Source organism: Tolypothrix bouteillei VB521301, assembly GCF_000760695.4.
GTDB classification, from domain to species: domain Bacteria; phylum Cyanobacteriota; class Cyanobacteriia; order Cyanobacteriales; family Nostocaceae; genus Scytonema; species Scytonema bouteillei_A.
Window position 1 is genome coordinate 427,767 of record NZ_JHEG04000001.1, and the last position, 26,852, is coordinate 454,618.

Here is a 26,852-nt window from a genome sequence, read left to right on the forward strand (position 1 = left end):
GATGCGGCAAAGCCGCCGCTTCGCGAACGCCCGTACAATAAAACGCGCTTTCACCAAGAGCAACACTGACATATTTTTGAAAACTGATTGTTGTTTTTAGACGAAGGAGCTTTCAATGGCATTGAAAGTCAACCAGAACCAGAAGGGTATGCTGGTACTAATTATGGAACTCCCCCTTTAAGATTATCTTTACAAGGTACTCGCCATCATATTCATCACTTTTTTCCTCAATTTTTTTTAATGCTCTTTTAGCTGCTTCTCGAACTTGATTATTCTCATCAAAGTAAGCGGGTGCAATCGAAATTTGTTGGTGAGTGAGCGTTAAGCGTAGCTCTGCTGTAGGCAATCGCTTAATATCCGGTAGATAAATATAACTATAATCAGTAAAAGGGTAGCTTGGCTTATTAACTAAATTGTAGAATAGTGTAAATTTTTTCTATCAAGACAGAGTGGGAGAGCGAGAACCCCTCAGTCACGTAGAATCCTCCGTGTTTCAACCGGGGGAGAACTCAAGAGTCCGTAATTTCCCGGTAAATTGTCACTTTATTAAAAATGGGCTTATCTGAACGACAACGCAAGGAACTACAATCCGCTCTAGTTGATGCTTTCCCTACAAAATCATCATTAGAGCAAATGCTGTGGTATGAATTAGATAAGAACCTGGAAGCGATTGCCGGGGAAGGTAGTTTACAAGAAATTATCTTTAAAACAGTACAAACAGCAGAAGCAGAAGGATGGATTGAAGATTTAATCCGTGCAGCGCGTATAACAAACCCTCGAAATCAAAAATTACAAGTTATTAAGCTATCATTAGGAAGTGCATTATCTTCTAGAAACCGCATACAACAACCCCTGTTAAAGCAAGTCCTTACTGAAGTTGAGTCACGATTAAATCAGTCATTACATAATCGGATTTATATCGTCCAAGATACAGAGCAAAACCCGTCTCAGATTGAATTACCTTGGTCAAGTGAAATAAAGGTAGGCTCAAAACCAAAAGTTCATTTAACTAATACGGAAATAACTGCAATTTATGATCAGCCGGAGATTGATGGAAGATTATTAATTTTAGGTCAGCCTGGTGTGGGCAAAACTACGATGCTCTTAAAACTTGCTGAAGAACTAGTTAATCGGGCTAAAAGTGACCCCCTACATCCGATACCAGTGCTGTTTTCTTTATCTTCTTGGAAGAATGACAGTCAAAGTATCAAAGATTGGTTAATTGAGCAGCTAAAAGATAAATATGGTGTAAGAAAAGAGATTGGTAAACAGTTAGTAAATAACCAAGAAATTCTCCTCTTGCTAGATGGGCTAGATGAACTAGTAGCAGAGCGTCAAGAAAAATGTGTCAACAAAATTAATGAGTTTTTACATCCCGCTAATTGGACTAATCCTGTAGTTGTTTGTAGTCGGATAGAAGAGTATCAACGATATAAAGCCTTGCTTCAACTAAATAACTCATTAGAATTAGGTTCTTTCACTTTACAACAGGTTTATCAATATTTACAAAGTCCAGATAATTTTCAATTGTGTCATAATATTAGTCAGGATGAAAATTTTCAAAAAATAGCACAACTACCACTTTTGTTAAATATTATTGTACTATCTGCTCAGGAAATCTCAATACAAGCATGGCAGCAGTTGAAAACTTCTGAAGAGCGGTTTCAGTATTTATTTGATACTTATATTAGTACAATGCTTAAACGTCCTTATAAGGATAAACAACCATTACACTCAAATACCGAACGTTGGTTAAGTTGGTTATCACGTCGATTAATTGAAGAAAGTGCAACGGAGTTTTTTATTGAAAAAATCCAGCCTGATTTGTTAAACAATAAATTTCCAAAAATTGTTTATAACGTAATACTATGGGGAGTTATAGGTGCGGTGATAGGAGGGCTGATTTATGGGCTGATTTTTGCGCCGATAGGAGGGGTGACTATTGGGCTGACAGATGGGCTGATGTATGGGTTGATTTTTGGACAGATTTATGGATTAATTTATGGGCTGATTAATGGACTGATTTATGGGCTAATTTATGGGCTGATTGGAGATCTAATAGAAAATAAAATAAAAAGTATTCAATTAACTAATTATCTAATAAATTTTAGGGTAACTCTAAAGTGGCTGATTATTGGGCTGATTTATGGGCTAATTCTTGGGCTAATAGGAGGGCTGACAAAAGGGCTGATTATTGGGCTGATTCTTGGGGTGATGAATGGGCTGATTTCCGGGCTGATTTTTGGGTTGATTTTTGGGTCGATTTTTGGGTCGATCGGGGGTGAAATTCAACCTGTTGAAAAACTCAAATTTTCTCTTAAGAAGTCTTTAAATGGGTTGATTCTTGGGCTGATTCTTGGGCTGATTCTTGGGCTGATTCTTGGGCTGATTCTTGTCGATCTGATTTTTGGGGCGATCGTGGGGCTGGTTCTTGGGGTGATTTTTGGGCTGATTCTTGGGCTGCTTTTTTGTATTGATAGCACAGAAGTAGAAAACAAAATTACTCCCAATCAAGGAATTCGTCAATCAATTATTAATACTATAATTCTATCAACAATAATTGGTTTATTTGCTATCTTACTAAGATTTGCATATAAAATATATACACAGCAGAATATTAATCTAATTCAAGATTTCATTTTTAGCCTAATGCCTGCATTATTTCTTGGACTGCTGATTGCAATACCTAGAAGTGGAACTCCAGCCATTAAACATTTCGTGTTGCGCGTAATTCTTTGGTATAACGGTTACGCACCTTGGAACTATGCCAAATTTCTTGACTACTGCACCAATCGTTTATTTTTGCAAAGAGTAGGCGGTGGATATCGTTTTATGCATGACTTGTTACGCCAGCACTTTGCCAATTCACATGCTCAAATTCAAAAACGGTCTTAATTGACATACTCACCGGGCTGAAGCCACGGTGATTCTAGTTCATGGTTCACAGAAGTCCACTTGCTATATCGAGTTTCCCTTCAATAGTAGAGGCGGTCTTCTCCCCATGCTTTCCCTCGCAAGAGGCGGATTCTTCTTGCCCAGAAGTACCGTTTAGTTGCCACTCAGTACCGAGTATCTTCATTCCTTTTTGCAAAATGTTCAGAGCCGCATTGGTATCTCGGCATAGTTCAATTTTGCACTTAGGACAGGAATGCGTTCTGGTACTGAGAGATTTTTTCACTCTATGACCGCAATTAGAACAATCTTGTGATGTGTAGTTAGGTGACACCGCCACAACTGCTTTGTCCCAAATCTTGCCATAATAGTCTAGCCATTGAGTGAATTGATACCAACCAGCATCAGAAATGGACTTAGCCAATTGATGATTTTTTACCATATTGGCAATCTTTAAATCTTCATAGACAACCACATCGTTAGAGTGGACTACGCACCGAGCTTGCTTAATTGCCCAGTCTTGACGCTGCCTCTGAATTTTTAGATGGATTTTACCCAGTCTTTTCCTTTGTCTGTGATAGTTTTTTGATTGGGGTTTAGCACCCTTGACGAATTTCTTACTCAGACGGCGTTGGGCTTTCTTTAATCGCTTTTCTGACGAACGCAAGAATTGTGGATATATCACGGCATTATCGTGTTGATCTTTGGTGAAAAACTTTAACCCCAAATCTAACCCAACAACGTTACCCGTATATTTTCCTGTTTCCTTGCGGTCAGCATCAAAGCAAAACTGAGCATAATAACCGTCTGCTTTTCTAATTACTCGCACCCGATTAATCTTTAATCTGTGCAAGTCTTCTTGAGTTTCATTGTTGCAAAATATAGAAAAAGTTCCAGCCTCAAAGCCGTCAGTGAAGGTGATTGATTTACAATCACTTGATAACTTCCATCCCGAAACTTTGTACTCTACCGAGCGGCAATGTTTTTTGAATTTTGGATAGCCTTTCTTCCCCGAACCTTTTTTGCATCGTGAATAAAACGTAGAGATAGCAGCCCAAGCCCGTTCAGCACTAGCTTGTCTAGCAGCAGAGTTTAACTTCTTTGCGAAAGGAAACTCTGCTGCCAAATCTTTGCATAAGTTGTACAAAATAGCTTTACTAACTCCTTTATTGTCCATCCAAAACCGTACAGCTTTATTTCTAATAAACTGCGTTGTTCTGATAGCCTCATCAAGGGCTAAGTATTGCTCTTTGGTTCCGTTTTTTAGCTTGGCTTCTCTTACTATCATGTCCTGATTATAACATATTTTATCTGCTATATTGCTAGATAAAATAATGTAAAGCCGTCCTTGAAGGACGGGGCTTTAAACCCAGTTTTTTGGTAAACTACCCACACTGAACTTGCGTTATCTGTACCACAACGTACACAACGTTTCTACAAGCAGTGCTTTGAGTTCAACTTAACGATGATACTTGAAGATGGTGTAGTTGGGATGCGATCGCTTATATTTTGGCAAATATGCCATAAAATTTTGCTTGTAGATTGCAAACATAATTGCATTAGCTAACTTGCCATTCGGTTCGATCCCCATATGTAATATCAGAGCGTCCCACAATCTCCGCGTTTCTTCCTTGAATTTGCTATTTCTGTAGGAGCTGCGCCGCTAGAAGTTCTTCATGAGTATATAAAGAAACAAGAAAAGCCGTCCTAGAAGAAGGACGGGGTTTGTATCTCATTAATTTCGGTCAATTCCTTTTTACAGGAATGCGTTTCCACAAATCGGTAAGCTCAATGGTATCGAAGAATGCTATTACCTTGACAATACGCCCGTTTTTCATGGTCATATACCAGGAATAGGTGTTGGTATAGGGTTTCCCATCTTTGGCTGTAGCTGTTCCATCCCATAAGGCAATTACCATGTCGCCCTCGGCATAAATGCCTCGTACATTGGGTACTATTCTGGCGCTCAATCGCTCGTTAATTGGCGCTATAGCTTCCGACAAAAATTGCTGGCGGCTGGTGTAGGTTTTGGAAATTGGGCTTCTGCCTGTAATCGTCCATTCCACATCATCAGCTAGCAGATCGAAGAAACTACCAGTGTTATTTGCCCATTTTGCAAAACCTTCACGTACTATTTCTTTATTTTGGTTCTCATTAGATTGCACAATCTGACCAATCTCTGCAAGCTTTGGCTCGGCAAGAGCACTGGTTACAGGTGTGGCGGCAGCCATTATCAAACCGAAGCTAATTAATCCAAAGCTGGTTAGTAATTTACGGTGGGGGGCGGTGGTGTATTTTTTCATAAATCCTCTTTGTTATCGAATCGATACGTCAGGGAGCCCGATTTATTAGTATTTCCCATGCAATCAAAAACACTACCCGGATTTCTCACCATATCTGTCAAAACTTGTGCAAGGGTGCTGGGGTGAAGGGGTGCTCTTGAGAGTTCTTGTACAAGTTCTTTCTCCTCTGCTCCTGGGCTCCTGGGCTCCCCTCGTTCAAGTTTGTGAAAAATGCAGGACTAGAGATAAGGCTGAGTCTTCCACTCCTTATCTGTAATCAGTGGATTCAGCCAGAGCCCGCCATTGTGCCGTTTCTTGCTCGACGTAGGCGTTTTTTGCAGCAATTACCTGAAGGGTGTCTGTCCCTAGAGGCAACCGCAGAGGTGGGTTATCTGCGTTGACGAGCTCGAGGAGCGCCTGGGCGAGTTTGGTGGGATCTCCGGGTTGTTGATAGTTCAGTTCGGAGGCATGGTGACGGATTTTCCCAACAGTATCCGCGTAATCGGAAATTTCTATGGCAGTGCGCTGGAGCGAGCTGCCATCGAGGAAATTAGTCCGGAAGTATCCCGGTTCGACCACAGTAGCATGGATGCCTAGAGGAGCTAATTCATCGTGCAGAGCTTCGGTAATGCCTTCAACTGCAAACTTGGTTGAGCAATAGATGCCCCACCCAACAGAGGAGCGATAGCCACCAATCGATGATAGGTTAATAATGTGTCCTCTGCGACGCTGACGCATACCGGGCAACACGGCACGAGTCACATTTAACAGCCCGAAGACGTTCGTGCGGTATACCTTCTCTACCTCAGTAGCGCTGGTTTCTTCAATGCCTCCGAGCAAACCGAATCCTGCATTGTTGACTAAGACATCGATCTGCCCAAAGCGTTCGAGTCCTTCGGCAACTGCGGCTTTCACTTGAGCCTCGTCGGTAATATCGAGGCTGAGCGTCAACACATTTGGGTTCGACTCGAACTGATGCAAATCGGTTTTGTTGCGGGCGGTTGCAATTAATTGGTCACCATTTGCCAAAACCGCTAGTGCAATTTCGGCTCCAATTCCACGGGAAGCACCTGTAATGAACCATGTTCTCTGAGTCATCTGTAGATCTCCTTGCATTGAGTTAGTCACACAGCTAGATTCTTCAGCCGACATCAATTCGTTTGAGCGGCAGTTGCTTGAGCGTTCTTTAGGCTCCGTCCTCACTTCGATTTTGTCATCAAAGCGATTTGGATAGGCTTGTTATGCCCTGCTCTATTGCCTTATCCTTTCATTGTCTTTTAGTATAGGTTCATCATAGGTTTAAGCAAAAGGGTTTTAAATACATAAAAGACGCAAATTCTTGCCCGATCCTCTCAAGCAGTCAGATGGAACTCAAAAGAATCCTCTATAATAATCGCAGCAAAATGATGAAAGCGATCGCGAAACGGCTATGGCAATTGAACTCTTGAAACGCGAGACGGCGAAGAATGCTTGTCAAGAACTAGTGGAACTAGTGACTCGTTATACGGATGGCTTGGGGAACGGTATCCATTCAACTGCGATCGCTCAGTTGGAATTTATGCGAGAATCTGCTGCTCCTACAGCACTGTGTGCCGTTTATGAACCGACTCTGTGCATTATTCTTCAAGGCAAAAAAGAAACTTTGCTGGGCAAGGAAACCTATGAGTATGGTGCGGCTCAATATATCGTTGTCACAGTGGATTTGCCGCTCAGTGGATACATTGTCGAAGCGACACCAGACAAACCGTATCTAGGATTTAAGCTGAGCTTGGACGCAATTCAACTTTGGAATATTCTTGACCAAATCCAGCGCCGCCCAGATCAAAAAGAAACTTCGGTGAGAGGCTTGTTCGTTAGTGATGCTAATGCATCGTTGATTGATTGTGCCACCAGACTCACACGGCTTTTGGATACGCCCCAGGATATTCCATTCCTAGCACCGATGATTATTCGCGAAATCTATTACCGCCTTTTAATTGGCGAACAGGACGAAGCGGTTCGCCAGATTGCGACATCAGGTAGCAATATGCAGCGCATTGCAGAAGTCATTAAACGCCTCAAAGCTGATTTTACAAAATCATTGCGTGTTGAGGATTTGGCTCAGCAAGCGAGTATGTCTCCTGCATCATTCCATCGCCATTTCAAGGCAGTCACCTCAATGAGTCCATTGCAATATCAAAAACAGTTGAGATTATTGGAAGCACGTCGTCTGATGCTGAGTGAAAACGCTGATGCAACCCATGCGGCTTATCAGGTTGGGTACGAGAGTCCTTCACAGTTCAGTCGTGAATATTCTCGCTTATTTGGTGCCCCACCTATCAAGGATATTGAACGTTTACGAATCACCTGAATATTACAGTTCGCTACATATATTAGATGGGGCATAGTTGACGAACGTGTCACTAGGGGCAAAGTCTGGTCAGACGCCAAAAAGCGTAAGCGCTTGGAGAAATTGCTACTGGAGCTAGAACAATTATTAGAATAATGATTTGACGGGCCATCAAACTTTCTATCGCTGTTTGGTTGCCTGGAGCAATTTTCCCGCCAGATTAACCTAAACTTTAATTGGTACAGCCAAAAACAGCTCAAAACCATCAAGTCCTGGCATCATGATATCACTAAGGATGAGATCGGGGACTCGTTCAGTTGCTACTGCCAGAGCCGTTACCACATCTGGCGATCGACATAGACGGGTTTTGGTAGCGGCGGGCACGACCCCACCAGATAAACATGGGAATTCGGGAGCCTAAAATAATCCGAATTCCCGTTCTTAAGCTCTGCGGCCAGGTTTCGACTGAACCTAGCTTGCTGTTCGCCCAATCGTGCGATCGCATCAAAGCTCCCATTTCGCCACCGCCTGCAAACAGGGTTTCAGATAAGGGCTTAGGGGACTCAGAAGCGATCGTCATATCGGACTCTCCTCAATCGCGATGGAGTTTTTAGTAAATTCTACCAACAATCTTGTTTCAGGCGGATACTCTACACCGCACGAGGCTTTTTATTAAGTAAATAATAACCAAACGCACGCCACAAGCGATCGGGCATCAGTTTATAAAGCTGGAAAAATGGTCCTGGTTTGGCAAGATAGCGTAGTTTATCTGTACCATCTGTAGCAGCACGGTAAATTACTTTGGCTACTTCTTCTGGTTGCGCCCAAGAACGATTGTCTTTCAGTAGGGCTTCGTAATTTCCTTGCTGCGGTTCATAAGCAGGATGTTTGATAAACTCGAGCGAACGCGAGCTAAAATCAGTTTTGATCCCACCCGGCTCAATAATTTTGATGCGTATTCCATGGGGGGCAAGTTCAAACCGTGCTGCTTCGCTCATCCCTTCAACGCCAAATTTTGTGGCGTGATAGGCTGCTGTGTAGGGAAATCCTACTCGTCCGCCTATGGATGTCACATTAATAATAATGCCTTGTTTTTGCTGACGCATAATTGGTATTGCAGACTGCATGACACGTAAGACTCCATAGAGATTGGTTTGGATTTGCTTGTCAATCTCTGCCATACCTAGTGCCTCAATTGGACCAAATAATCCATATCCAGCATTATTAAGCACTACGTCTAACGCACCATATTTTTCTACTGCCGCATCAAAAGCTTGTTTGATTGAGACATCATTCGTTACATCGAGCTCGAGAAGCATAATTCTGGAATGGTTGAGGGTGGGATGTGCTTTTTGAGGAGAGCGCATCGTTGCCACGACTTGCCAGCCTTTCTCTGCAAAATAAATTGCTGTCGCACGACCTATTCCCGTGCTCGCACCGGTAATCAAGATAGTTTTAGGCATAGATTCCTCTTCTGGGCTTTGGTATGGCGTTGAACTGTACAATGCTCTATACTGAACTTTGTACACGCTTAAACTATTCAATACTAAATAGTTTAATATTAAACTAATAGGCAGTCAAGTCTCATGATCGATCCCTGGGAAGTGCTTCAAATGAATATCCGCTTCTACGAAGGCATTATGGGAGAAGCAGAAGAAGCGCTTGCTCAATTAAATCTTGATGTTAAGAGCTTTTTCCTTCTTGCCTCTGTGGAAGAATGCAAATATCCAGCAGAACTCGCACAACGGTGTCTGTTGCCAAAACCTACTGTTACGTTTTTAGTTAAGAAACTAGAGAAAAATTGCTATGTGGAGCGCAAATCTGTCAAAGGCGATTTGCGGAAATTTGAGTTGCTTCTGACACAGCAGGGTGTTGAGGTGCTTGATAAAGGTCGTGCGATCGTCACTGAGTCTTTCCTTGAGTATTTGAAAAAACTGACTCCAGAAGAATATGACACCTACGTTTCTATAATTAAAAAGATGCAAACCTAGCAAGAGATTCAAGGAAGAGACGAAGGAGACATCTCAGATGGGAATTGAAGCTTAAAGTTCATCCCACGCTACACTTCGGTTATTTATAAGATATAGATAACTTCGTGTCAAACGTGGGGCTTATGCTTGGATTAAGCTAAGTCTTATCGCTATGGAATTTGTGAAGAATTTCAATCAAACTTTCAATGCCTAGTTCAAATGCTTCCTCAACATTGCCGCCCAAACGGAATGCTCCAGCCAGTTCCATGTGGACAAATCCGTGCGTAAATGCAACGACAATTCGAGCAGCACTGAGCGACTGCTCTGGGTTCACCCACTGCTCGATTGTCTGTAGTAAAGGAGCCACAGCAGTTGCACTTACCTTAATATCCGGCTGCATCTCTGAGGAAAGACGAGAATAAAGTAATGGGTAGAGCGTTGAATGCTCATGTGCAAAAGCACGGTAAGCAATCATTATTGCTTGTAAATCATCTTTGAGATTCTGTCTTTGTACCGCATCTGCTAAGGCTTGCCCTAGCTCAACGAGCATCGCTTCTAGAACAGCCTTAACAAGCTGTGATTTATTTTCGACGTGCTTATATAATGATGGAGCGCGAATGCCTAAAGAAGCCGCTACCATCTGCATGGACAGGTTTTCTAGTCCTTGAGTTTCTAACAAGTGTTGAGCAGTACGGATAATTTCTGAATAAGATGTTTTGGCAGGAGCAGGACACATATTTAATCTTTGGCATAAGGTGAATTTGACTGTAGCGTCTGATGAGCAAAGTCAAGCAGATGGGGCAAAAGACGCTCTGGCTGTTCCCGATGTGGATAATGTCCAAGACCTTCAAGTAGGCGGACTTCATCTTGTGGCATCATTGATTTCAGCCAATCTGCTTCAGCTTGTGGATCGTCATAATCTGGATCGGCTGTACCCAGAAAATCGAGAACAGGAAGCTGAATGGTGGTGAGATGAGCCGGATTGCGCCCTGTAAATGCCATTGACTTGAAAGCATGAAAGCGGCCAGGTTCTTTTAGTTTAGCTTCCAGTCTAGCCACATAAGCATCAAGATCTTTGGGAGGTGTGCAGGGATACAGCGAACGGTAGTACCAGCCCCAGGCTGAGATTCCCCAAGGTTGCATGAGCATCACCTGGAAAATCAAAGGCATCACCATCCCTTTGAACCCTGTATATGGAACCCGGCGGATCGGACTCAATCCGACTAATCCTGCCACTCGTTCTGGGTGCTGTGCCGCAAAGTAGGCAGTGCTAGCACCGGAAATCGAGCAGCCAATTAATAAAGCTTTCTCAATTTTCTCAGCATCCAGCACTCGTTCGATATCACTTGCCAAAGCCGCAACATCATACTTATCCCACCCTACAGAAGAATCGCCGTGACCGCGCAAATCGGCAACAATGACTCGAAAGCCTTCTTCCACAAGCACGGGGGCAAGGCGATCGTATTCCTGGCGCAAGTCACCCATGCCAGGGAAGCATACGATTGGCGATCCACTTCCACCAATCTCATAAGCTAGTTGCTCTCCATTGACGTTAGTTGTTTTGAATTGAAAATTTGCAATCATGAGTGCCTCCTATAGCTAATAACGTTAGCCTTTAAGACTAATAATATTAGCCTTGAGCGGTAGTGTCAAGTCGGAGTCTAAATATTACGATATGTAAAATAATCTTGACAAAAAACAAGACTTAATTAAATCGAGCCATTGAGATATCTGCAAAATGGGATATGTTGTAAAGTTTTTTCAGAAGGCAGAAGTACGAGGGCAGAGGGCAGAAGGAAAATTTAAGTGCAGGTTCCTTCTGCCCTCTGCTTTCCTTTGATAATAAAATCAATATTAGCAATATCGATGTAAAAGAAATGAAATTAATCTCATACAGTTACGAATTCCAAGCTAGTTTGGAAGAATTTTCGGAAATAATGTATTCGTCTAGAGGATATAAATTCGATCCAACTGGCTTGCACTCGGATATAAGGAATATTGAAAATATATACCAAACTCCGGGGGGGAATTTCTGGATTATGATTGAAAATTCCGCCGTAATTGGAAGTATTGGATTAAAGATATTAAACAAAGTAGATAAAATAGGAGAGATTAAAAGGTACTTTGTTTTACCTTCATGTCAGGGTAAAGGAATAGGTACATTATTAATGGAACATTTATTATTAAATGCCAAAGAAAATGAATTATATATATTAAGATTGGATGCGATGAAAAAATCTATTGCAGCTAGGAAAATTTTTGAAAAATATGGATTTCAAGAAATTAATAAATATAATGAAAATGAAATAGCAGAAATATTTATGGAACTCAAATTAAAAAATTAAAAATTAAAAACAAAAAAAAGACCAACATAAGCCTAAGCTAGGATGAACAGCATGGTTTCTTTCCCAAACTGGTGTTTTCGATGAATCGAAGATGGCGGGTGTTGATTTCAAGCAGCCCCATCGAGTACGCCTGAAAAAGAGCAAGCCTTGGTGTCTCGGCTTGGTATTATATCGGGTTAATAATTGTCTGTTTCCGTCACATTCCAACACACAATCTCGGTGGTTTTGTCTCGCTCAATTTCTTAGAATTTAGACGTTTTTAGAAAGAATTTTTCTTAACAAATCCAATCCAGCATTAATTTGCTTGACCTCAATAGTACCATATCCAAAAATCAAACCCGATTTAACCGTAGATGAAGTATAAAAATGCTCAAGAGAAAAAAGAAATATCCCCTGTTCTGCTGCTTCATCAATCACAGCATTACTTTTTATATCAGAAGTTAAAAAAGTAGCAATATGCAGACCAGCTTCAGCGGGAATAGGTTCTAACCAAGGAGAAAAAGATTTCTTCAGATTCGCAATTAAACATTGCCGACGCTGGTCATAAATTTTATGTAACTTCCGAATATGCTTTGCTAAATAACCATCAACAATAAACTTTGCCAGTGTTGCTTGCGCTAACACTGGACTGTGCAGATCGCTCAGTTGTTTTGCCACAACTAACGCCTGTTGTATCAAATCTGGAGCAACAATAAATCCCAAACGGAGCTCTGGAAACATCACTTTAGAGAATGTCCCCACGTAGAGAACTCTTCCAGTACGGTCTAAATTCTGCAATGATTCCAATGGTCGTCCGGCAAAACGAAACTCGCTATCGTAATCATCCTCAATAATCGCCGCCCCATGCTGTGTTGCCCATTCCAGGAGTGCGATCCGACGTGGTAATGACATTGGCATCCCTAAAGGAAACTGGTGCGAAGGAGTCACATAGATCAGCTTTGCATTTTTGGGAAGGCACTCCACTTGCAGTCCTTGTGCATCTACTGGAACTCCAACCACTTGTGCGCCATAGGACTCGAAAAGAAGACGTACAGGAGGATAGCCCGGATCTTCCATTGCTACCACTGTTTGCGGTTCAATCAGAACTCGCGCAATTAAATCAAATGCTTGCTGTGCGCCATTCGTCACGATGACGTTGTCTTGATGACACCTGACAGCACGGCTGAAGGACACGTATTTGACGATCGCGTCTCGTAATTCTCTGATACCTTCTGGCGGTCCATATCCTACAGGTACTTCGGCTAAACGACGCGAACAGAAAGCGGATATGCGCCGCCAATCTTCAAAGGGAAATCTCAGTTTATCGGGAAGACTTAGGGAAAAGTTATACATCAAATTGGCTGGTGGAGGGGGTAACAATTGAGCACCAGTTAACTGTCGCCAAAAAGGTTTGATCTCAATAGCTGATTGTCTGAGATTTTGAAGGGAGCGATCGCTGGAAACAATATCAGCAACGAAAGTCCCCGCACCAACGCGTCCCTCAAGCAATCCATCACTCACGAGCAAATCATACGCCTCCATCACCGTATTTCTCGAAACACCCAATTGAGACGCCAGTTCGCGAGTTGGTAGTAGTTGCTCGCCTGCGGGCAAACGCCCATCCAAAATCGCCGCCCGAAGCTGTCGGTAAATTTGCCCGGTTAAATCGTGACGTTCAGCCAGTGTTAGATGGAACTCCATACCTTTTCCCACTGAAATTGGACTACTCAAATTTATAATAATTGGATCTTCAGTCCAACCAAAATCCGCTCTAACTTTAAAACGAAGGCAGAAGTACGCTCGCTACTAGGGCAGAAGGCACTTAGGTGGGGATTTAAACCCGCACCGTTATTGTTGACCGCGCCTCTCGGAGATTACGATCGCGAAAACTGTGGACAAACATTTATATTACTGGTGGCAAATTGTGGCTTATGAATGATGAAATATCAGAATATATAGATAACTCTGTTGATTACGTCTTAGATTTAATCAAATTAACTTGGAGTCGTGCCACAGGTTAAAAGCTGACTATCCACATCCTTCAAACTCGCACAACCACTTAATGCCATAGCTACATCTAATTCATCTCTTAACAAAGAGATAACACGAGCAACACCGGCTTCTCCAGCAACAGCCAATCCCCACAATATGGGACGACCGACCAACACAGCTTTGGCTCCTAACGCTAGAGCTTTTAAAATATCCGTTCCTCTACGGATTCCTCCATCGATTAAGATTTCAGCACGCCCATCGACTGCTTTGACGACTTCTACTAAGGCGTTTAAAGAAGCGATCGCACCATCCAATTGACGTCCGCCGTGATTGGAAACAACAATTGCCTTTGCTCCATATTCTATTGCTCGCACGGCATCATCTCCCCGTAAAATTCCTTTCAATACCAAAGGTAGGGGAGATAAAGACTGCAACCATTCTAAATCTTTCCACGTGATTGCCGGGTCTAATTGCTGGGCAAAATAGGTAAACAAACCAGATTCCCCTGCTTGATAGGGAATATTCAGCCCGGAGATATTGACCAAATTAGCCAATTGCAAACCTGGTGGTAGAGCAAACTCATTGTGTCTGTCTCGTTCTCTACGTCCCAAAACAGGCGCATCTACAGTCAAGCAAAGTGCTTTATACCCTGCATTGTAAGCTCTTTCTACCAAAGCGCGAGTCAGTCCTCGGTCTTTATGGATGTAAAGTTGGAACCATTGCAAAGCAGGAGAATCAGAGCCATGGCAACTGCTGGCAACTTCTTCTATACTTTTTGTGGAGAGAGTGCTTAACACCATTCCAACACCAGAGGAGCGAGCTGCTCTTGCTGTGGCAATTTCTCCTTCAGGACAAGCAAGACATTGAAAAGCCATCGGAGCAATGAGGAGAGGCATTTGAATGGGTTGACTCAAGATATGAGTTGCCAAATTGCGCTTGCTCACATCCACAAGCATTCGCGGACGCAACTTGTATCGTTCAAAAGCCGCCCGATTATCTCTTAAGGTGATCTCATCCCAAGCACCACTGGCGTAATAGTCTAATGCCATTTGAGATAAGCACTCAACGGCTAACTTTTCATACTCAAATAAATTCAGCGGTCTTGTACTATTCTTATTCATTGTCTGTTCCATCGCGATGCACGGTGTCAGGTGAAAATGCAGGAAGACAAACAGCGATATACTCAGCTCCCTCTTCTGTAGGAGTGCTGTAGCGAACCCATTCACCCGCTCGTGCAATGACCCCTTGTCCGGCTTGAACATCCAAGTACCCATCCGAAGATTCTACTCTCAACGTGCCTTTCAGGACTAGAGTGAATTCATCAAATTCAGGACGCTGTCCCGGTTCAATCCACCCACTGGGCGATCGCATATGAGCAATACTGACAACTTCAGTCTGAGTTGATACACGACCGATGTACTCATCAATTATCTTGGGCTTATTACCTGCAGCTTCGATACGCTTCGGTTGCGGTATAAGTTGTGGCATGGTTGTTAACTATCATTGAGAGCATCACAAAGATAAGTGTATCAAGATAAAGGTTTAGATTCTTAGCCGAGCGCACACGATCCCATTTTCCATAAGATTTGAGGATAAATCGAGTCCGTGGGCGATATTTGTGCAATATGCTCGTTTCACTCATCAACATAGAACTTGCTTCGATAGATGAGCAGGTAATTCTTAACCTAATGTTTAATAATCAAGTTCATAGCTATGTAGCCAAAGTAGAAGATGAGGGAGGGATTATAGGAGTATCATTTCATAGAGAATTATTTCAGTTAATTTCTGATATATCGGATAATAGCAAAGCATCTCAAACGCTAATTAGAGTAGTTTTAACTTTTTATCAGAAAAAAGATGTAAAGTTTCCTATAGTTTTAGGTGAAATTGAAACCTCAAATTATGGCTCTCTTGAAACAGATTCTTAAATTAAAAAGCGTTTCAGCTTCACTTATAAAAACCCACTTGCACGAATTATAGGCGAAGATATATTGATATAGCGATCGCTTCGCTACCCCTCCCACTTCACCAGCACCCCATCCGCAGCTACCAGTCCCCACTGCGGACACTGCGCCAACAATTTCTTGATAACGGACCGTAAAGCAGGGTCGTCCACCCAATACTCCATCAGAAAATTATCGCCTGGATTTTCGCGCAACTGTTCCGCCATCGTGAGTCTCTGCATCTGGATTAGATATTGTTAACTGAATCGTATTGGTTTATGTAGTATAAATACAGAATGGGCTGAGCGTCTGAATATATTTGATGCGTTGGAGCAAGCATTAACTGAAGCTGGTATTTTATAATCAATGGGAAAAATGCTTAGGTCTGGAGATAGAGAGATGCTCCTTCAGTAGAGGTATTTTTTATGATTTCCTTATCGGGTAGATCTCTATTTAACTTCGCTTCCGGCTATATTTCTACGTCACGTTGTATATTCACACTCGCTAGAAAAAACAAGACAGTCAACAAAAATATGTACTTTTATGAAATCATAAAGAATAGTGAATAAATTCAGCAGGCGTTCAGGTTAAGGCTTATGACGCGTCCTCCCAATTCAGAAAACGAACAGGAGCCTTCTAGCCCTCGCAATCCTCGTTTATGGCTCCTTTTATTGGGGCGTACCGGTCTTGTACTGGGTGTCATTTTGCTAATGGGAATTGCAGCGGGTGCTTGGTGGGTAAGGAACTTTGTCTACCGAGATTTAGCACCTCTGGTTCAGACCAATCTCGAACAATTATTGGGAAGACCCATACAAATAGGCAAAGTAGAGCGTTTTTCGCTAACGAGTTTGAGGTTTGGTGCGCTATCAATACCAGCAACTGCTAAAGATCCAGACAGAGTGGCTGCAAAAGCTGTAGAAGTCGAATTTTCTCCCCTGCGACTCTTGTTTGCGCGAACGCTCAGCCTTAACGTAACTCTAATTCAACCTGATGTTTACATCCAACAGGACAAGCAGGGAAACTGGGTCACAACTCAACTAAAAGCAGGGGAAGGAAGCGGTTTTATTCAAACTGACTTAGAAACACTTCGGGTTCAAGATGCTGATGTGGTCTTAGATCCAACACCAAGACCGGGTAGACCACAGGGCTCTGTGACGCTAGACAGGGTGAATGGAATTGCTCGAATTCAGTCTCAAAATCAACTGGTTAATTATGAAGTCAGTGCTCAACCTACCAGAGGAGGTACGGTTCAACTCGATGGAAGCACTCAAATAAAATCTCTAGCAACTAACCTGAAGGTAAAAGCACAAAACTTTCAAGCCACCGACTTGAGCAGGTTAATTGAATTGCCAACTGTTTTACAAGCAGGTCGTGTCGATGGTGACTTGACACTTCAGCTACAACAATCCAATCCGGAAATTGCCGTAACAGGAACCGCTAACGCATATCAAGTAACAACCCAAATTCAAAACGTTCCCCAAAAGTTTTCTAATGCTACCGGGAGATTGTCATTCCAAGGACAACAAATTTCTTTGGAAAATCTGACAGCAAACTATGGCAAAGCGCCCTTAGTGGCAAATGGAAGCGTCGATCTCGAAAAAGGATTTAATATTGCAGCACAAGTCAAGTCGGTCAGTGCTAAAAATGCTTTGGACACTCTGAATATTAGCTTACCAGTTCCTGTCGCTGGAGAATTTCAAGCCAACATTCAGTTGAGCGGACCTATCAAACAACCAACCCTGAGTGGAACGGCAAGTGCTATAAAACCAACTCAGGTCGATCGCGTTTTGTTTAATGCGATCGCGACTGGCTTCCAACTCAGCATATCAGAAGCAGCTTCTCAACTTAACATCTCTAACCTGCGATTGGTTCCAGCCGCCGGAGGACAAATTGTTGGCAAAGGTCAAGTCAAACTCGGAAAAGCGAGTGATGTCAGGGTTAACTTGCAAGCAGAAGGGATTTCAGCAGATGCGCTGGCAAAGGCTTACGGCTTTACAACTCCCATCACTGTAGGCAATGTGTCGGGAAATGCTGAAGTAACTGGTTCCTTGGACAAACAACCCCCCCTAACTGTTAACTTGTCCAATATTCAAGCAACCCCAGTTTCAGGCGGAAGAATCAATGCTGACGGTCAAATCCAACTGATTCCTCAAGGGAACGTAGCTTTAAATATCCAAGCTCAAAGTTTGCCAGGAAATGCGATCGCTCAAGGTTACGGTTTATCAGTTCCCATTAACATTGGTGGTATTTCCGCAAATGCGACCGTCACCGGGACTCTCGGTCAACCCCTATCTGTCAATATTTCCAAAGTTCTGGCAACACCAGAAGTGGGAGGACAAATCGCAGCAAACGGTCAAGTTCAACTGGCACCCCAAGGTAGAGTCTCTTTGAACGTGGAAGCAAACAATCTTCCAGGGGATGCAATAGCTAAAGCATACAACACTTCACCCCCGATTGCCATTGGCAATGTTTCCGCAGATGCCAAGGTAACTGGTACTCTAGGTAACTTACAAGCCCTCGCCCAAGTTCAAGCACCAAAAGCAACTTATCCCACAACCGGACAAGCAGTCATCTCTCAACAAGGAGAAAATATTCTCTTTCAAGATGCTGTAGCCAACATAGCAGGCAGTACAATCGGAGCAAGAGGTCAGCTGGCACGAGGTCGGTGGCAAGCATTTGTTAATGCTGGAAGAATTCAATTGAGCCGTTTTGCCCAAGTCCCGCCCCAAATTCAACGAGGCGTCTTAAGCGCTCAGTTGAACCTGGCGGGAACCACTGCATCCTTCCAACCCGAAGCCATTCAAGCAACGGGACAAGCAACTTTACGGAATGTTGCAGGAGGGACAGTTAACGTTAGAAACATTAACCTCAACAACGGGCGCTGGGATGCACTAGCCAATGTCTCCCAAGTTCAACTTAACCAATTTTCCCAACAGCTAAAAGGACGGTTGAGTTCCGATCTACAAGTTGCAGGAACAACTCAGTCTTTTCAACTCGCAGATATCCGCGCCGCAGGTCAAGTGCGGTTTTCTCAATTAGTCGCTCTCGAACAACCACTGACAGCGCAAGTTCAATGGAACGGACAACAAATTGCGATCGAACGAGCCACTGCTCCCGGATTGAGTGCTGCTGGTATAATTGCCGTTCAATTACCGGAAACAGGAACGCCTCAAGTCTCCGGGTTTAATTTGGATGTCCAAGCACGGGGTTATAACTTACAACAAATTCCTGTCAACCTTCCCGCTAATGTGGCGCTAGCAGGGCTGTTGGATTTCCGAGGACAAGTTAGGGGTACTCCAGAGACTCCCAATGCTCAAGGAAATATTCGCTTGCGGGGATTGAAAGTGAACCGTTTGGCGTTTGACCCCTTATTAACTGGCAGAGTTAATTTTCAGGGAGGACAAGGTGGAGAGCTAAGACTTGCGGGTCAGCAAGACCAAATTGCAGTGAGTTTGAATTCAAATTATCGCCCAACGTCATTTCTAGTTCGTCTTGATAACGCTGTCGCAACAGGAAGAACGGAGGGAGATAATCTCCTGGTTAACGTCCAAAGTTTTCCCGTTGCTCTTTTGGAGGGCGTTGTTCCTCAAAATAATTTAAATTTAAAACCTCTGTCTGGGGAGATCTCTGGAGATCTGGCGGTTAACTTGGAGCAGTTTACAGTTGTAGGAGATGTGGCGATCGCAAAACCTCAAGCGGGTAGAGTTGGTGCGGATGCGTTTCAAGGAAGCATCAGTTATGCCAATGGAAGGGCATCTTTAAACAACGGACAATTGCGAATAGGAGACAGTGTTATAGCTGTTAGCGGTAACGTAGAAACTGGCAATAATCCCCAATTCCAAGCTCAAGCTAGTTTTGACCAACTGAACATCCAAAAAGTTTTACAAGCAGCTAATATTTTTGATTTCCAAGATTTTGGTGGGGGATTGCAGATTCCGGAATTGGCAGGTGCAGAAGTTCTTCAAACAACACCTGTGGGGTTGCCTAACGCAGATTTACTAACGCAGTTAAGACGTTTTGCGGAAATTGAGGCTTTGAAAACACAACAGGCACAACAGCGCAATGAAACTCAAACTTTGCCTGTTCTGGCAGAATTACAAGGTGCTTTGAACGGACAAATTGAGGTGGCTGGTTCCTTAAAATCGGGAGTCAACGCTAGTTTCAATTTTCAAGGTGCTAACTGGCAATGGGGTGAGTATAAATTAGAACAGGTTATTGCCCAAGGCACCTTTGCAGATGGAGTCGTAACCCTAGTCCCAGTGCGTATAAATTTGGGTGATGGTCTGTTGGCTTTTACAGGACAGTTGGGGACAGAAGAACTATCAGGACAATTGCGTGTTGCTGACTTTCCAATATCATTACTACAGTCTTTTATACCAGACAATACCGTAAATGTAACAGGTAAAGTGGATGCGCTCGCAACTCTTGCAGGAACTTTAAAAGACCCCCGTGCTATAGGAGAAGTGACACTAGAAAACGCAACTTTAAACCAGCAACCCGTGCAAACAGGACAACTTAGCTTTAATTACGACAATGCCCGTTTGAATTTTGCCAGTACTTTATTGCTGACAGGAACACAACCGCTTGAAGCACAAGGAAGCGTACCAGTTCCGTTACCTTTTGCTTCCGTAAAACCAGACAGCGATCGCATTAACGTTACGGCTAACGTTCGAGATGGAGGATTAGCCCTGTTAAACGCCTTTACCGATGTAGTCAGTTGGGTAGACGGTCAAGGACAGGTAAATGTAGAGATTGGGGGTACATTAAAGCAACCAACAATTACGGGAACTGCCACAGTTAATAATGCAACTTTTCAAGCACAAGTTCTGCAAGATCCATTAACTAATGTGACGGGAACACTTGCATTTAATGGCAATAGGGTAGATGTCCAAGGGATTCAAGGACAGTACAATCGAGGAAATTTGACTGCTGAGGGGATTATTCCCATTTTTGCCAGCCAACAAGCTCAACAGGAAGCAGCAACAAACCCCCTCAAAGTATCTCTGCAAAATCTGAATTTGACCGTTCAGAATCTGTATCAAGGTGGTGTCAGTGGTAATGCTGTCATTGGGGGAAGTGTTTTAAAACCCGATATCAGTGGTGAGATTTTATTAAGTGATGGTCAAGTCACCATCGGACAACAAGCAGCGGGTAACGCTTCACAAGGTGGTCGGACAAAAAGTAATGAAGTCTCAGCCGCCGAAACAGCACAAAATACAGGTGGTTCTCCCGGTCGTGCTGCACCCGCACTGACCGATTCTCCTATCGAATTTACCAACTTAAAGCTCGTTTTGGGCAATAATGTTCGTGTCACCACGCAATCAGTATTTGGTAATTTCATACCATCGGGAGTCGATCCAACGCAAGCCATACTGAGCTTTGTTGCGAAGGGAGATCTGAATATTAATGGGACTTTAGCAAAACCCGTACCTGAAGGAACCATTCGACTTACAGGTGGGCAAGTTAATTTATTTACAACTCAGTTTACCTTAGAGCGAGGTTACGAACACACAGCAGAGTTTATTCCAAGTCGGGGGCTTGACCCGATTTTAGATGTCCGAATGATTGCTCTTGTACCGGAAACTAGTGGAAGTAGGATTTTGACTTCTCCTGTCATTTCTTCGGAGATCAGTGACATTCCTTCAACAAGTATTGGGACTTTAAGAACGGTACGCGTTCAAGCGAGAGTAGACGGACCCGCCAGTCAATTAGCTGATAATTTGGAATTAACAAGCGAACCCCGTCGCAGCGAACCAGAAATTATTGCGTTATTAGGTGGATCGATTATTAATACATTGGGTCAATCAGATACAGCATTGGGAATTGCTACTTTTGCCAGTTCTACGGTGCTGGGGGGACTGCAAGGAAGTATTAGTGCATTAGGACAAGCGATCGGATTTAGTGAATTTCGTATATTTCCTACAAATGTTGCTAACGAAGCGTCAAGGGCTTCTGTATTGGGTTTAGCTGCAGAAGGTGTTTTTGATATTAATAGGCGTTTCTCTGTTTCGCTCTCTAGAGTTTTCTTAACTAATGAGCCTTTCCGTTACAATGTGCTTTACCGGGTGAATGACAATACTCTCGTGCGAGGTTCCACAGATTTGGAAGATGAAAGTCGATTGGAATTTCAGTATGAAACGCGGTTTTAGTTTTTTAGGGGGATCGAAACCGCAAGAATGCACTTTAGAAGAAAAAACACGTTTGCGATTGAAATCGCCGCTATACAGGCTAAGCCCACCTACGTGGGCTTAATAAGAAGTCCTTGTCTTGCGGACTTCGTTTGTATAGCCGTGATTTCTAATTACTAAGCTAAAAGGGGTTAGAAAAGCGGATTTGGTATAAGTCATTAACCAGTCATAGAGGTGACCGTATCAATATTGCTCGAGCTGAGCAATAAAATCCAGTATGAGTGATGTCAATTTCTCAGGATACCAGAGTCCCCATTCGTGCAAACCTTCTTCTACAGTAATTAATTTAGAGTTGGGAATAATTGCTGCCATTTCTTGAGCATTATTTAATGGCGTAGTTAGGTCTTTATCAGACCATAATAACAAGCATGGAGCTTGAATTTTCGGTAGCAGATGGCTGATATCTTCGTATATAGAAATTAGCAGTCCTTGAATGACATTTCCCGTATTGAATAACAAGTTATAGGAGAACACCAAAGGGATATCAACTAATTTCAATCTGGGTCTTGGAAGAAACATTTGAACCGTCATTTCGATCGCCCTTCGCGGTATCATCTCCGGTATAGATGGTGAGGGAATTCCAGTACTATCTACCAGAATGACACTTCTGACTTTTTCTGGAACAAGTGTAGATAAAGTAATGGCAATACCTCCACCTAATGAGTGTCCTACTATATGAAATTGTTGTAAATTCAAAGCTTCCAGAAATGACAGGAGAAATTTGCTGTAGCTTGCGTAATCGGGAATTAGCTCAGAGTGAGTCGATCGCGCAAAACTGGGCAAGTCAGGAGCAATTATGGTATGCTGAAGTGCTATCAATGTCAGCACTTCAGTATAAGGCTCCGTAGAAATTCCCCATCCATGTAGAAATAGGATGGGGATTGAACTCGACTCCAACTTACTTTGCTGATAAAATATAGTGCAATCTTGTAAATCAACTCGATGATTCGTTAATTGGGATTTCAAAGCCACAACCTCATTCACTATGACTCGATAAATCACTTCAGCGATAATATTACAGTAGCAAGCTTAGAGGGTGGGCGAACCTTTCTCAAGGCTTATATCAGTCCAGATTTCTGAGTTCATAAAAATACAGCATTTTGAGGTATGTGAGGTACAACAATTGCAGAGTTGCTTTTAAACGTCGGAATTTGAATGAAGTACTTACCTCATAAACTCTGAATTTGCTGTAATACCAATTCTATAGGGAGCATCCCAATTCGAGCGTTGAAGAATTTCATGCAAAGGCGCAAAGCTTTTTTAGTTATAATTTAACTTATAAGTTAATAACAATACGCCTGTGTTGTAGCTTTTTGAGTTAATTAACGACAAATGAATTGCTTTTTTACTCTTGCCAAAAAGTTTTATGCCTCGACCAAGAATAATGGGATAAAGTTTGATGATAAGTTCATCAATGAGTTCGTTATCTAACAAAAAACCTGCAAAGGTTCCACCTCCGCACAAATAAATATCGGTTCCATCGGCTTCTTTCAATTGCTCGATCGCTTCTAGTTCGTTTTGGGCGATAATTTTAACTCGATCGTCTAGTTCTGTATCAAATTTCAAAGTCTTTGAGAATATGTAATTTTTCATGTGAGGATATGCAGGTTCTCCTGGTTTGTTTCCGTATTGATAACCAAACTCGTATGTTCTTTTTCCCATGACTGCTGTATCGTAAGTCTTGAGACTTTCAAAGTATTCTGTTACGTGTTCTCCCTCTGCAAACTTTAAGAAGCCGTCAATTGAACCATCTTCGTGAGCGATATAACTATCAAGGGTTGTACCTACGTGATAAACGAGTTTTCTCATTTTAATGTTCTTTTTTGTGTACCAGTCAATTGGAGCAAACAATCCTTTCTCGTTCGTAGTTGCGATGCAGGGGCTAAAGCTCAACTACGAACGTACTTTCTGCTTTTTAAAAAAGGGCTTTCTTTATTCCAAATTCTGCAACCCTAGTGCAATCTTACTGTGCTTTTCAATCTGTCCCATCACTTGTCTTGCTCGTTGAATAACTACTTTTGGTAAACCAGCCAATCTTCCCGCTTCAATCCCATAAGATTTATCAGCACCTCCCGGTTGAACTTGGTGCAAAAAGATAATTTGATCTGGTAATTCTTTAACTGTGACCTGATAATTAGCAACATTTGATAACAACGAAGCCAATTCGTTCAATTCATGGTAATGTGTTGCAAAAATTGTTCGGGAGCGGATTTCTGTTGCCAAGTACTCAGCGACAGCCCAAGCAATAGAAAGACCATCAAAAGTCGCTGTTCCCCTACCAATTTCATCTAACAGCACCAATGATTTTGATGTGGCGTGGTTGAGAATATTTGCTGTCTCGTTCATCTCCACCATAAAAGTAGATTGACCTGTTGCTAAATCATCTACCGCACCGACACGAGTGAAAATGCGATCGCACACTCCCAATTGTGCTTCTCGTGCGGGTACAAAGCTTCCTATTTGCGCCATCAGTTGAATTAATCCCACCTGTCTGAGATAACAACTTTTACCACTTGCATTTGGTCCGGTAAGGATAACCAAATCAGGAGAGGGAGAGGGGGGGAGGGGGAGAGGGGGGGAATTTCCCTGGTCCCCATTCCCCAAATGAGTGGAATTCGGTACAAAGAAACCGGAAGGTAAAGACTGTTCCACCACGGGATGACGCCCATCAATAATTGTGATTTCTCGCCCTTCCACCACGGACGGACGACAGTAATCCTGATAGATTGCTAGCTCGGCTAACCCACACAAAACATCTGCTGCTGCTATTGCACGGGAAATATTGCGAATCACTTCCGCCTGCGTACCTACCTCCTCTCGCAAGGCTACAAAAATTTCGTATTCTAACTGGTTTAAATCATCCCGCGCTGTTAGAATTCTGGCTTCCCGTTCCTTCAACTCCGGAGTGATATAGCGTTCTTCATTCACCAGGGTTTGTTTGCGGATGTAATTCGATGGTACTTGGTCGGCTTTTGCACGGGAAATCCCAATATAGTAACCAAAAGTTTTGTTAAATCCTACCTTTAAATTGGCAATTCCCGTTCTTGCTCGTTCATCAACTTCTAAATTAGCAATCCATTTCTGGTCATCTTCAACAGTGGCGCGTCGTTCATCTAATTGAGCATCAACTCCAGAACGGATCAATCCCCCTTCCTTAATATGTAAAGGTGGTGACTCTACTATATGAAGGCGAATTTTTTGTGCTAGCTCTTCCATTCCTGGTGGTACTTTTTGCAAAGCTTTCAAGAAGGGAGAACGAGCAACAGAAACCAAATTTGCTATTTGAGGCAAACGAGATAGGGAATCGGCTAAAGCTAATAAATCTCTAGCATTAGCAGTACCAGAACCAGCACGTCCTGTAAGCCGTTCTATATCATAAATTTGACGCAATAACTGTCGCAGATCTTGGCGCAGGGAATTGTTATCAACAAGTTCTTGAATCGTGTCTTGTCTTGCGCGAATACCTTTAATATCAAGCAATGGTTGCAACAACCATCGTCGTAAAGCACGACTACCCATTGGTGTAGAAGTTTTATCTAACGCCCAAAGCAGAGAACCAATAAAAGTGCCATCACGTACAGTTTGAGTTATTTCCAGATTGCGCCGTGTTTGATGGTCAATAATGAGAAAATCCGTGAGAGTGTAAGTCCGGAGCGTTTGTAGGGGGATCGCGTTTTCCTTCTGTGTATCTTCCAAATATTCCAGCAACCCACCCGCCGCACGCACAGCCAGGGCTAGGTGTTCGCAACCCAAGCCTTCCAAAGAACGGACTTTAAACTTTTGCAACAATCTTGTTCTGGCTTCGCCTTGGGAGAAAGGAACTTGCGATCGCAAGCTATAACAAAAAGATGGAGGCAAACATTCAGGTAAATGTTCCGAACGTTCTCCCGGACGCAATAAACTTCCCAAATCTGGGGCGTTAGTGGGAACGAGCACCTCAGCAGGCTGCAAGCGCATAAGTTCCTGTGTCAAATGTTCTGGATTACTCCCTTGAGTGGTTAAGAATTCACCTGTAGAAATATCTGCATAAGCCAAACCCCAATAGTCACCTGCAATGACCACAGCCGCCAAGTAGTTATTTCTGCTTGACTTAAGCATTCCTTCTTCCAACAATGTACCGGGAGTCAGAATGCGCGTCACTTCACGACGAACTAAACCTACAGCTTCTGAAGCATCTTCTACCTGATCGCAAATAACAACAGCATATCCCTTTTCTACCAACTGAGTCGTGTACCGTTCCCAAGCGTGATGGGGTACACCCGTCATGCGTACCCTACCGACTTCTCCTCCGTGTTTGCTAGTCAGAACCAGTTCCAGTTCTCTGGATACAACAATGGCATCTTGAAAAAATGTTTCAAAAAAATCCCCTACCCGATACAGCAGTAGAGCGTGAGGATACTTTTCCTTCACTTCTACATAGTGCTGGTACATCTTGCTGAGTTTGCTGCGGTCTACCGTGCGGTAGTCGCCGATGGGCTCATTCGGGTTACTCGGTTCGGTTGTTTGGGGTGTATGAGAAGCGGTCATGAGTGTCTACCAATACACAAGGCTGCCTGCCAAGATCCGATGATAACGTGATGTTGGTGATACTCACAAATTGTTTACGGTTTGTTAATCACTTCGATTAGTTTCTTCTAGACATTCTTTATACTGGTTCAGTCAGCTTGTTTAAGTCAATACCCACTATTACAGGAATCATCAATCCCAAACGCAATCTTAATGCTAGCCAGTCGCTCAAAGCTTCTCTCAATTCCCGCCGACAACCTTCAAGCGTGTGATGATTTGACCAGACTCCCTGTAAAATAGGAATTTCACCCCAGTAAGTTCCATCATCTTCAATAATTTCGTAAACTGCGAGTTCCATTGCTTGGTCAATATAACTTGCTAACATTATCTGTATTACCTCACCTATGTGCTCCATTCTAGCTTTAT

General features: G+C 42.9%; 22 protein-coding genes. 6 read left to right on the plus strand and 16 right to left on the minus strand.

Annotation, left to right across the window (positions count from 1 at the left end):
* Nucleotides 1–157: 157 nt before the first annotated feature.
* Complete coding sequence (locus HC643_RS01685; protein ID WP_038093363.1) at nucleotides 158–346, minus strand: hypothetical protein; 189 nt, start codon at nucleotides 344–346, stop codon at nucleotides 158–160.
* 206 nt (nucleotides 347–552) lie between these two features.
* Here HC643_RS01685 and HC643_RS41950 point away from each other — a divergent pair, with 206 nt between their 5' ends.
* The gene (locus HC643_RS41950; protein ID WP_050045130.1) at nucleotides 553–2,895 is read left to right on the plus strand and encodes an effector-associated domain EAD1-containing protein; all 2,343 of its coding nucleotides are present in this window, start codon (nucleotides 553–555) and stop codon (nucleotides 2,893–2,895) included.
* 46 nt (nucleotides 2,896–2,941) lie between these two features.
* Here HC643_RS41950 and HC643_RS01695 read toward each other — a convergent pair whose 3' ends face one another.
* From HC643_RS01695 to HC643_RS01705, 4 genes are all read right to left on the minus strand, one after another.
* On the minus strand, nucleotides 2,942–4,180 hold the full coding sequence (locus HC643_RS01695; RefSeq protein WP_050045131.1) for an RNA-guided endonuclease InsQ/TnpB family protein: 1,239 nt from the start codon (nucleotides 4,178–4,180) through the stop codon (nucleotides 2,942–2,944).
* A gap of 171 nt (nucleotides 4,181–4,351) precedes the next feature.
* On the minus strand, nucleotides 4,352–4,483 hold the full coding sequence (locus HC643_RS41955; protein ID WP_272899687.1) for a hypothetical protein: 132 nt from the start codon (nucleotides 4,481–4,483) through the stop codon (nucleotides 4,352–4,354).
* A 154-nt stretch (nucleotides 4,484–4,637) separates the two neighbouring features.
* Nucleotides 4,638–5,195, minus strand: coding sequence for a nuclear transport factor 2 family protein (locus tag HC643_RS01700; protein WP_082051570.1), 558 nt, complete (start codon nucleotides 5,193–5,195; stop codon nucleotides 4,638–4,640).
* Nucleotides 5,196–5,441: 246 nt separating this feature from the next.
* Nucleotides 5,442–6,272 (minus strand): oxidoreductase, encoded by an 831-nt coding sequence (locus tag HC643_RS01705; RefSeq protein WP_038090816.1) that lies wholly within the window; start codon nucleotides 6,270–6,272, stop codon nucleotides 5,442–5,444.
* Nucleotides 6,273–6,603: 331 nt separating this feature from the next.
* Between HC643_RS01705 and HC643_RS01710 the strand changes: the two genes are divergently transcribed.
* Nucleotides 6,604–7,524: an AraC family transcriptional regulator gene (locus HC643_RS01710; protein WP_038090718.1), complete on the plus strand. Its 921-nt coding sequence runs from the start codon at nucleotides 6,604–6,606 to the stop codon at nucleotides 7,522–7,524.
* 292 nt (nucleotides 7,525–7,816) lie between these two features.
* On the opposite strand, the gene HC643_RS01715 is transcribed toward HC643_RS01710, so the two are convergent.
* Nucleotides 7,817–8,083 (minus strand): hypothetical protein, encoded by a 267-nt coding sequence (locus HC643_RS01715; RefSeq protein ID WP_038090720.1) that lies wholly within the window; start codon nucleotides 8,081–8,083, stop codon nucleotides 7,817–7,819.
* 70 nt (nucleotides 8,084–8,153) lie between these two features.
* A complete protein-coding gene (locus HC643_RS01720; RefSeq protein ID WP_050045132.1) occupies nucleotides 8,154–8,966 on the minus strand; it encodes an SDR family oxidoreductase in 813 nt (270 codons plus the stop codon).
* Between the two features lie 123 nt (nucleotides 8,967–9,089).
* On the opposite strand from HC643_RS01720, the gene HC643_RS01725 reads away from it, so the two are divergent.
* The gene (locus tag HC643_RS01725) at nucleotides 9,090–9,494 is read left to right on the plus strand and encodes a MarR family winged helix-turn-helix transcriptional regulator (protein ID WP_050045133.1); all 405 of its coding nucleotides are present in this window, start codon (nucleotides 9,090–9,092) and stop codon (nucleotides 9,492–9,494) included.
* Nucleotides 9,495–9,630: 136 nt separating this feature from the next.
* Here the strand turns inward: HC643_RS01725 and HC643_RS01730 are convergent, their stop codons facing one another.
* Both HC643_RS01730 and HC643_RS01735 read right to left on the minus strand, forming a co-directional pair.
* Entirely contained in the window at nucleotides 9,631–10,209 is a 579-nt protein-coding gene (locus HC643_RS01730; protein WP_038090722.1) for a TetR/AcrR family transcriptional regulator, read from the minus strand.
* Between the two features lie 2 nt (nucleotides 10,210–10,211).
* Complete coding sequence (locus tag HC643_RS01735) at nucleotides 10,212–11,057, minus strand: alpha/beta fold hydrolase (protein ID WP_038090724.1); 846 nt, start codon at nucleotides 11,055–11,057, stop codon at nucleotides 10,212–10,214.
* A 293-nt stretch (nucleotides 11,058–11,350) separates the two neighbouring features.
* Between HC643_RS01735 and HC643_RS01740 the strand changes: the two genes are divergently transcribed.
* Nucleotides 11,351–11,818 (plus strand): GNAT family N-acetyltransferase, encoded by a 468-nt coding sequence (locus tag HC643_RS01740; protein WP_038090726.1) that lies wholly within the window; start codon nucleotides 11,351–11,353, stop codon nucleotides 11,816–11,818.
* Nucleotides 11,819–12,067: 249 nt separating this feature from the next.
* Here the strand turns inward: HC643_RS01740 and pdxR are convergent, their stop codons facing one another.
* From pdxR to HC643_RS01760, 3 genes are all read right to left on the minus strand, one after another.
* The gene (pdxR, locus tag HC643_RS01750) at nucleotides 12,068–13,528 is read right to left on the minus strand and encodes a MocR-like pyridoxine biosynthesis transcription factor PdxR (protein WP_237265810.1); all 1,461 of its coding nucleotides are present in this window, start codon (nucleotides 13,526–13,528) and stop codon (nucleotides 12,068–12,070) included.
* Between the two features lie 263 nt (nucleotides 13,529–13,791).
* Nucleotides 13,792–14,910 (minus strand): alpha-hydroxy acid oxidase, encoded by a 1,119-nt coding sequence (locus HC643_RS01755; protein WP_038090739.1) that lies wholly within the window; start codon nucleotides 14,908–14,910, stop codon nucleotides 13,792–13,794.
* A complete protein-coding gene (locus HC643_RS01760; protein WP_038090742.1) occupies nucleotides 14,903–15,277 on the minus strand; it encodes a cupin domain-containing protein in 375 nt (124 codons plus the stop codon). Before HC643_RS01760 ends, HC643_RS01755 begins: the two co-directional genes overlap by 8 nt.
* Nucleotides 15,278–15,414: 137 nt before the next feature.
* Between HC643_RS01760 and HC643_RS01765 the strand changes: the two genes are divergently transcribed.
* On the plus strand, nucleotides 15,415–15,717 hold the full coding sequence (locus tag HC643_RS01765) for a hypothetical protein (RefSeq protein ID WP_038090744.1): 303 nt from the start codon (nucleotides 15,415–15,417) through the stop codon (nucleotides 15,715–15,717).
* 611 nt (nucleotides 15,718–16,328) lie between these two features.
* A complete protein-coding gene (locus HC643_RS01770; RefSeq protein ID WP_038090747.1) occupies nucleotides 16,329–21,881 on the plus strand; it encodes a translocation/assembly module TamB domain-containing protein in 5,553 nt (1,850 codons plus the stop codon).
* A gap of 222 nt (nucleotides 21,882–22,103) precedes the next feature.
* Here HC643_RS01770 and HC643_RS01775 read toward each other — a convergent pair whose 3' ends face one another.
* From HC643_RS01775 to HC643_RS01790, 4 genes are all read right to left on the minus strand, one after another.
* Entirely contained in the window at nucleotides 22,104–22,892 is a 789-nt protein-coding gene (locus tag HC643_RS01775) for an alpha/beta fold hydrolase (RefSeq protein WP_237265811.1), read from the minus strand.
* Between the two features lie 288 nt (nucleotides 22,893–23,180).
* Entirely contained in the window at nucleotides 23,181–23,729 is a 549-nt protein-coding gene (locus HC643_RS01780; RefSeq protein ID WP_038090750.1) for a dihydrofolate reductase family protein, read from the minus strand.
* 123 nt (nucleotides 23,730–23,852) lie between these two features.
* On the minus strand, nucleotides 23,853–26,447 hold the full coding sequence (gene mutS, locus HC643_RS01785) for a DNA mismatch repair protein MutS (RefSeq protein ID WP_050045134.1): 2,595 nt from the start codon (nucleotides 26,445–26,447) through the stop codon (nucleotides 23,853–23,855).
* Between the two features lie 118 nt (nucleotides 26,448–26,565).
* Nucleotides 26,566–26,811: a type II toxin-antitoxin system HicB family antitoxin gene (locus HC643_RS01790; protein WP_038090840.1), complete on the minus strand. Its 246-nt coding sequence runs from the start codon at nucleotides 26,809–26,811 to the stop codon at nucleotides 26,566–26,568.
* Between the last annotated feature and the right edge of the window lie 41 nt (nucleotides 26,812–26,852).

Bases quoted from the DNA above. Each gene is read 5' to 3' on its own strand.
- HC643_RS41950 (WP_050045130.1), top strand. From the start codon at position 553: ATGGGCTTATCTGAACGACAACGCAAGGAACTACAATCCGCTCTAGTT.
- HC643_RS01695 (WP_050045131.1), bottom strand. From the start codon at position 4,180: ATGATAGTAAGAGAAGCCAAGCTAAAAAACGGAACCAAAGAGCAATAC.
- HC643_RS41955 (WP_272899687.1), bottom strand. From the start codon at position 4,483: ATGGGGATCGAACCGAATGGCAAGTTAGCTAATGCAATTATGTTTGCA.
- HC643_RS01700 (WP_082051570.1), bottom strand. From the start codon at position 5,195: ATGAAAAAATACACCACCGCCCCCCACCGTAAATTACTAACCAGCTTT.
- HC643_RS01705 (WP_038090816.1), bottom strand. From the start codon at position 6,272: ATGACTCAGAGAACATGGTTCATTACAGGTGCTTCCCGTGGAATTGGA.
- HC643_RS01710 (WP_038090718.1), top strand. From the start codon at position 6,604: ATGGCAATTGAACTCTTGAAACGCGAGACGGCGAAGAATGCTTGTCAA.
- HC643_RS01715 (WP_038090720.1), bottom strand. From the start codon at position 8,083: ATGACGATCGCTTCTGAGTCCCCTAAGCCCTTATCTGAAACCCTGTTT.
- HC643_RS01720 (WP_050045132.1), bottom strand. From the start codon at position 8,966: ATGCCTAAAACTATCTTGATTACCGGTGCGAGCACGGGAATAGGTCGT.
- HC643_RS01725 (WP_050045133.1), top strand. From the start codon at position 9,090: ATGATCGATCCCTGGGAAGTGCTTCAAATGAATATCCGCTTCTACGAA.
- HC643_RS01730 (WP_038090722.1), bottom strand. From the start codon at position 10,209: ATGTGTCCTGCTCCTGCCAAAACATCTTATTCAGAAATTATCCGTACT.
- HC643_RS01735 (WP_038090724.1), bottom strand. From the start codon at position 11,057: ATGATTGCAAATTTTCAATTCAAAACAACTAACGTCAATGGAGAGCAA.
- HC643_RS01740 (WP_038090726.1), top strand. From the start codon at position 11,351: ATGAAATTAATCTCATACAGTTACGAATTCCAAGCTAGTTTGGAAGAA.
- HC643_RS01755 (WP_038090739.1), bottom strand. From the start codon at position 14,910: ATGAATAAGAATAGTACAAGACCGCTGAATTTATTTGAGTATGAAAAG.
- HC643_RS01760 (WP_038090742.1), bottom strand. From the start codon at position 15,277: ATGCCACAACTTATACCGCAACCGAAGCGTATCGAAGCTGCAGGTAAT.
- HC643_RS01765 (WP_038090744.1), top strand. From the start codon at position 15,415: ATGCTCGTTTCACTCATCAACATAGAACTTGCTTCGATAGATGAGCAG.
- HC643_RS01770 (WP_038090747.1), top strand. From the start codon at position 16,329: ATGACGCGTCCTCCCAATTCAGAAAACGAACAGGAGCCTTCTAGCCCT.
- HC643_RS01780 (WP_038090750.1), bottom strand. From the start codon at position 23,729: ATGAGAAAACTCGTTTATCACGTAGGTACAACCCTTGATAGTTATATC.
- mutS (WP_050045134.1), bottom strand. From the start codon at position 26,447: ATGACCGCTTCTCATACACCCCAAACAACCGAACCGAGTAACCCGAAT.
- HC643_RS01790 (WP_038090840.1), bottom strand. From the start codon at position 26,811: ATGTTAGCAAGTTATATTGACCAAGCAATGGAACTCGCAGTTTACGAA.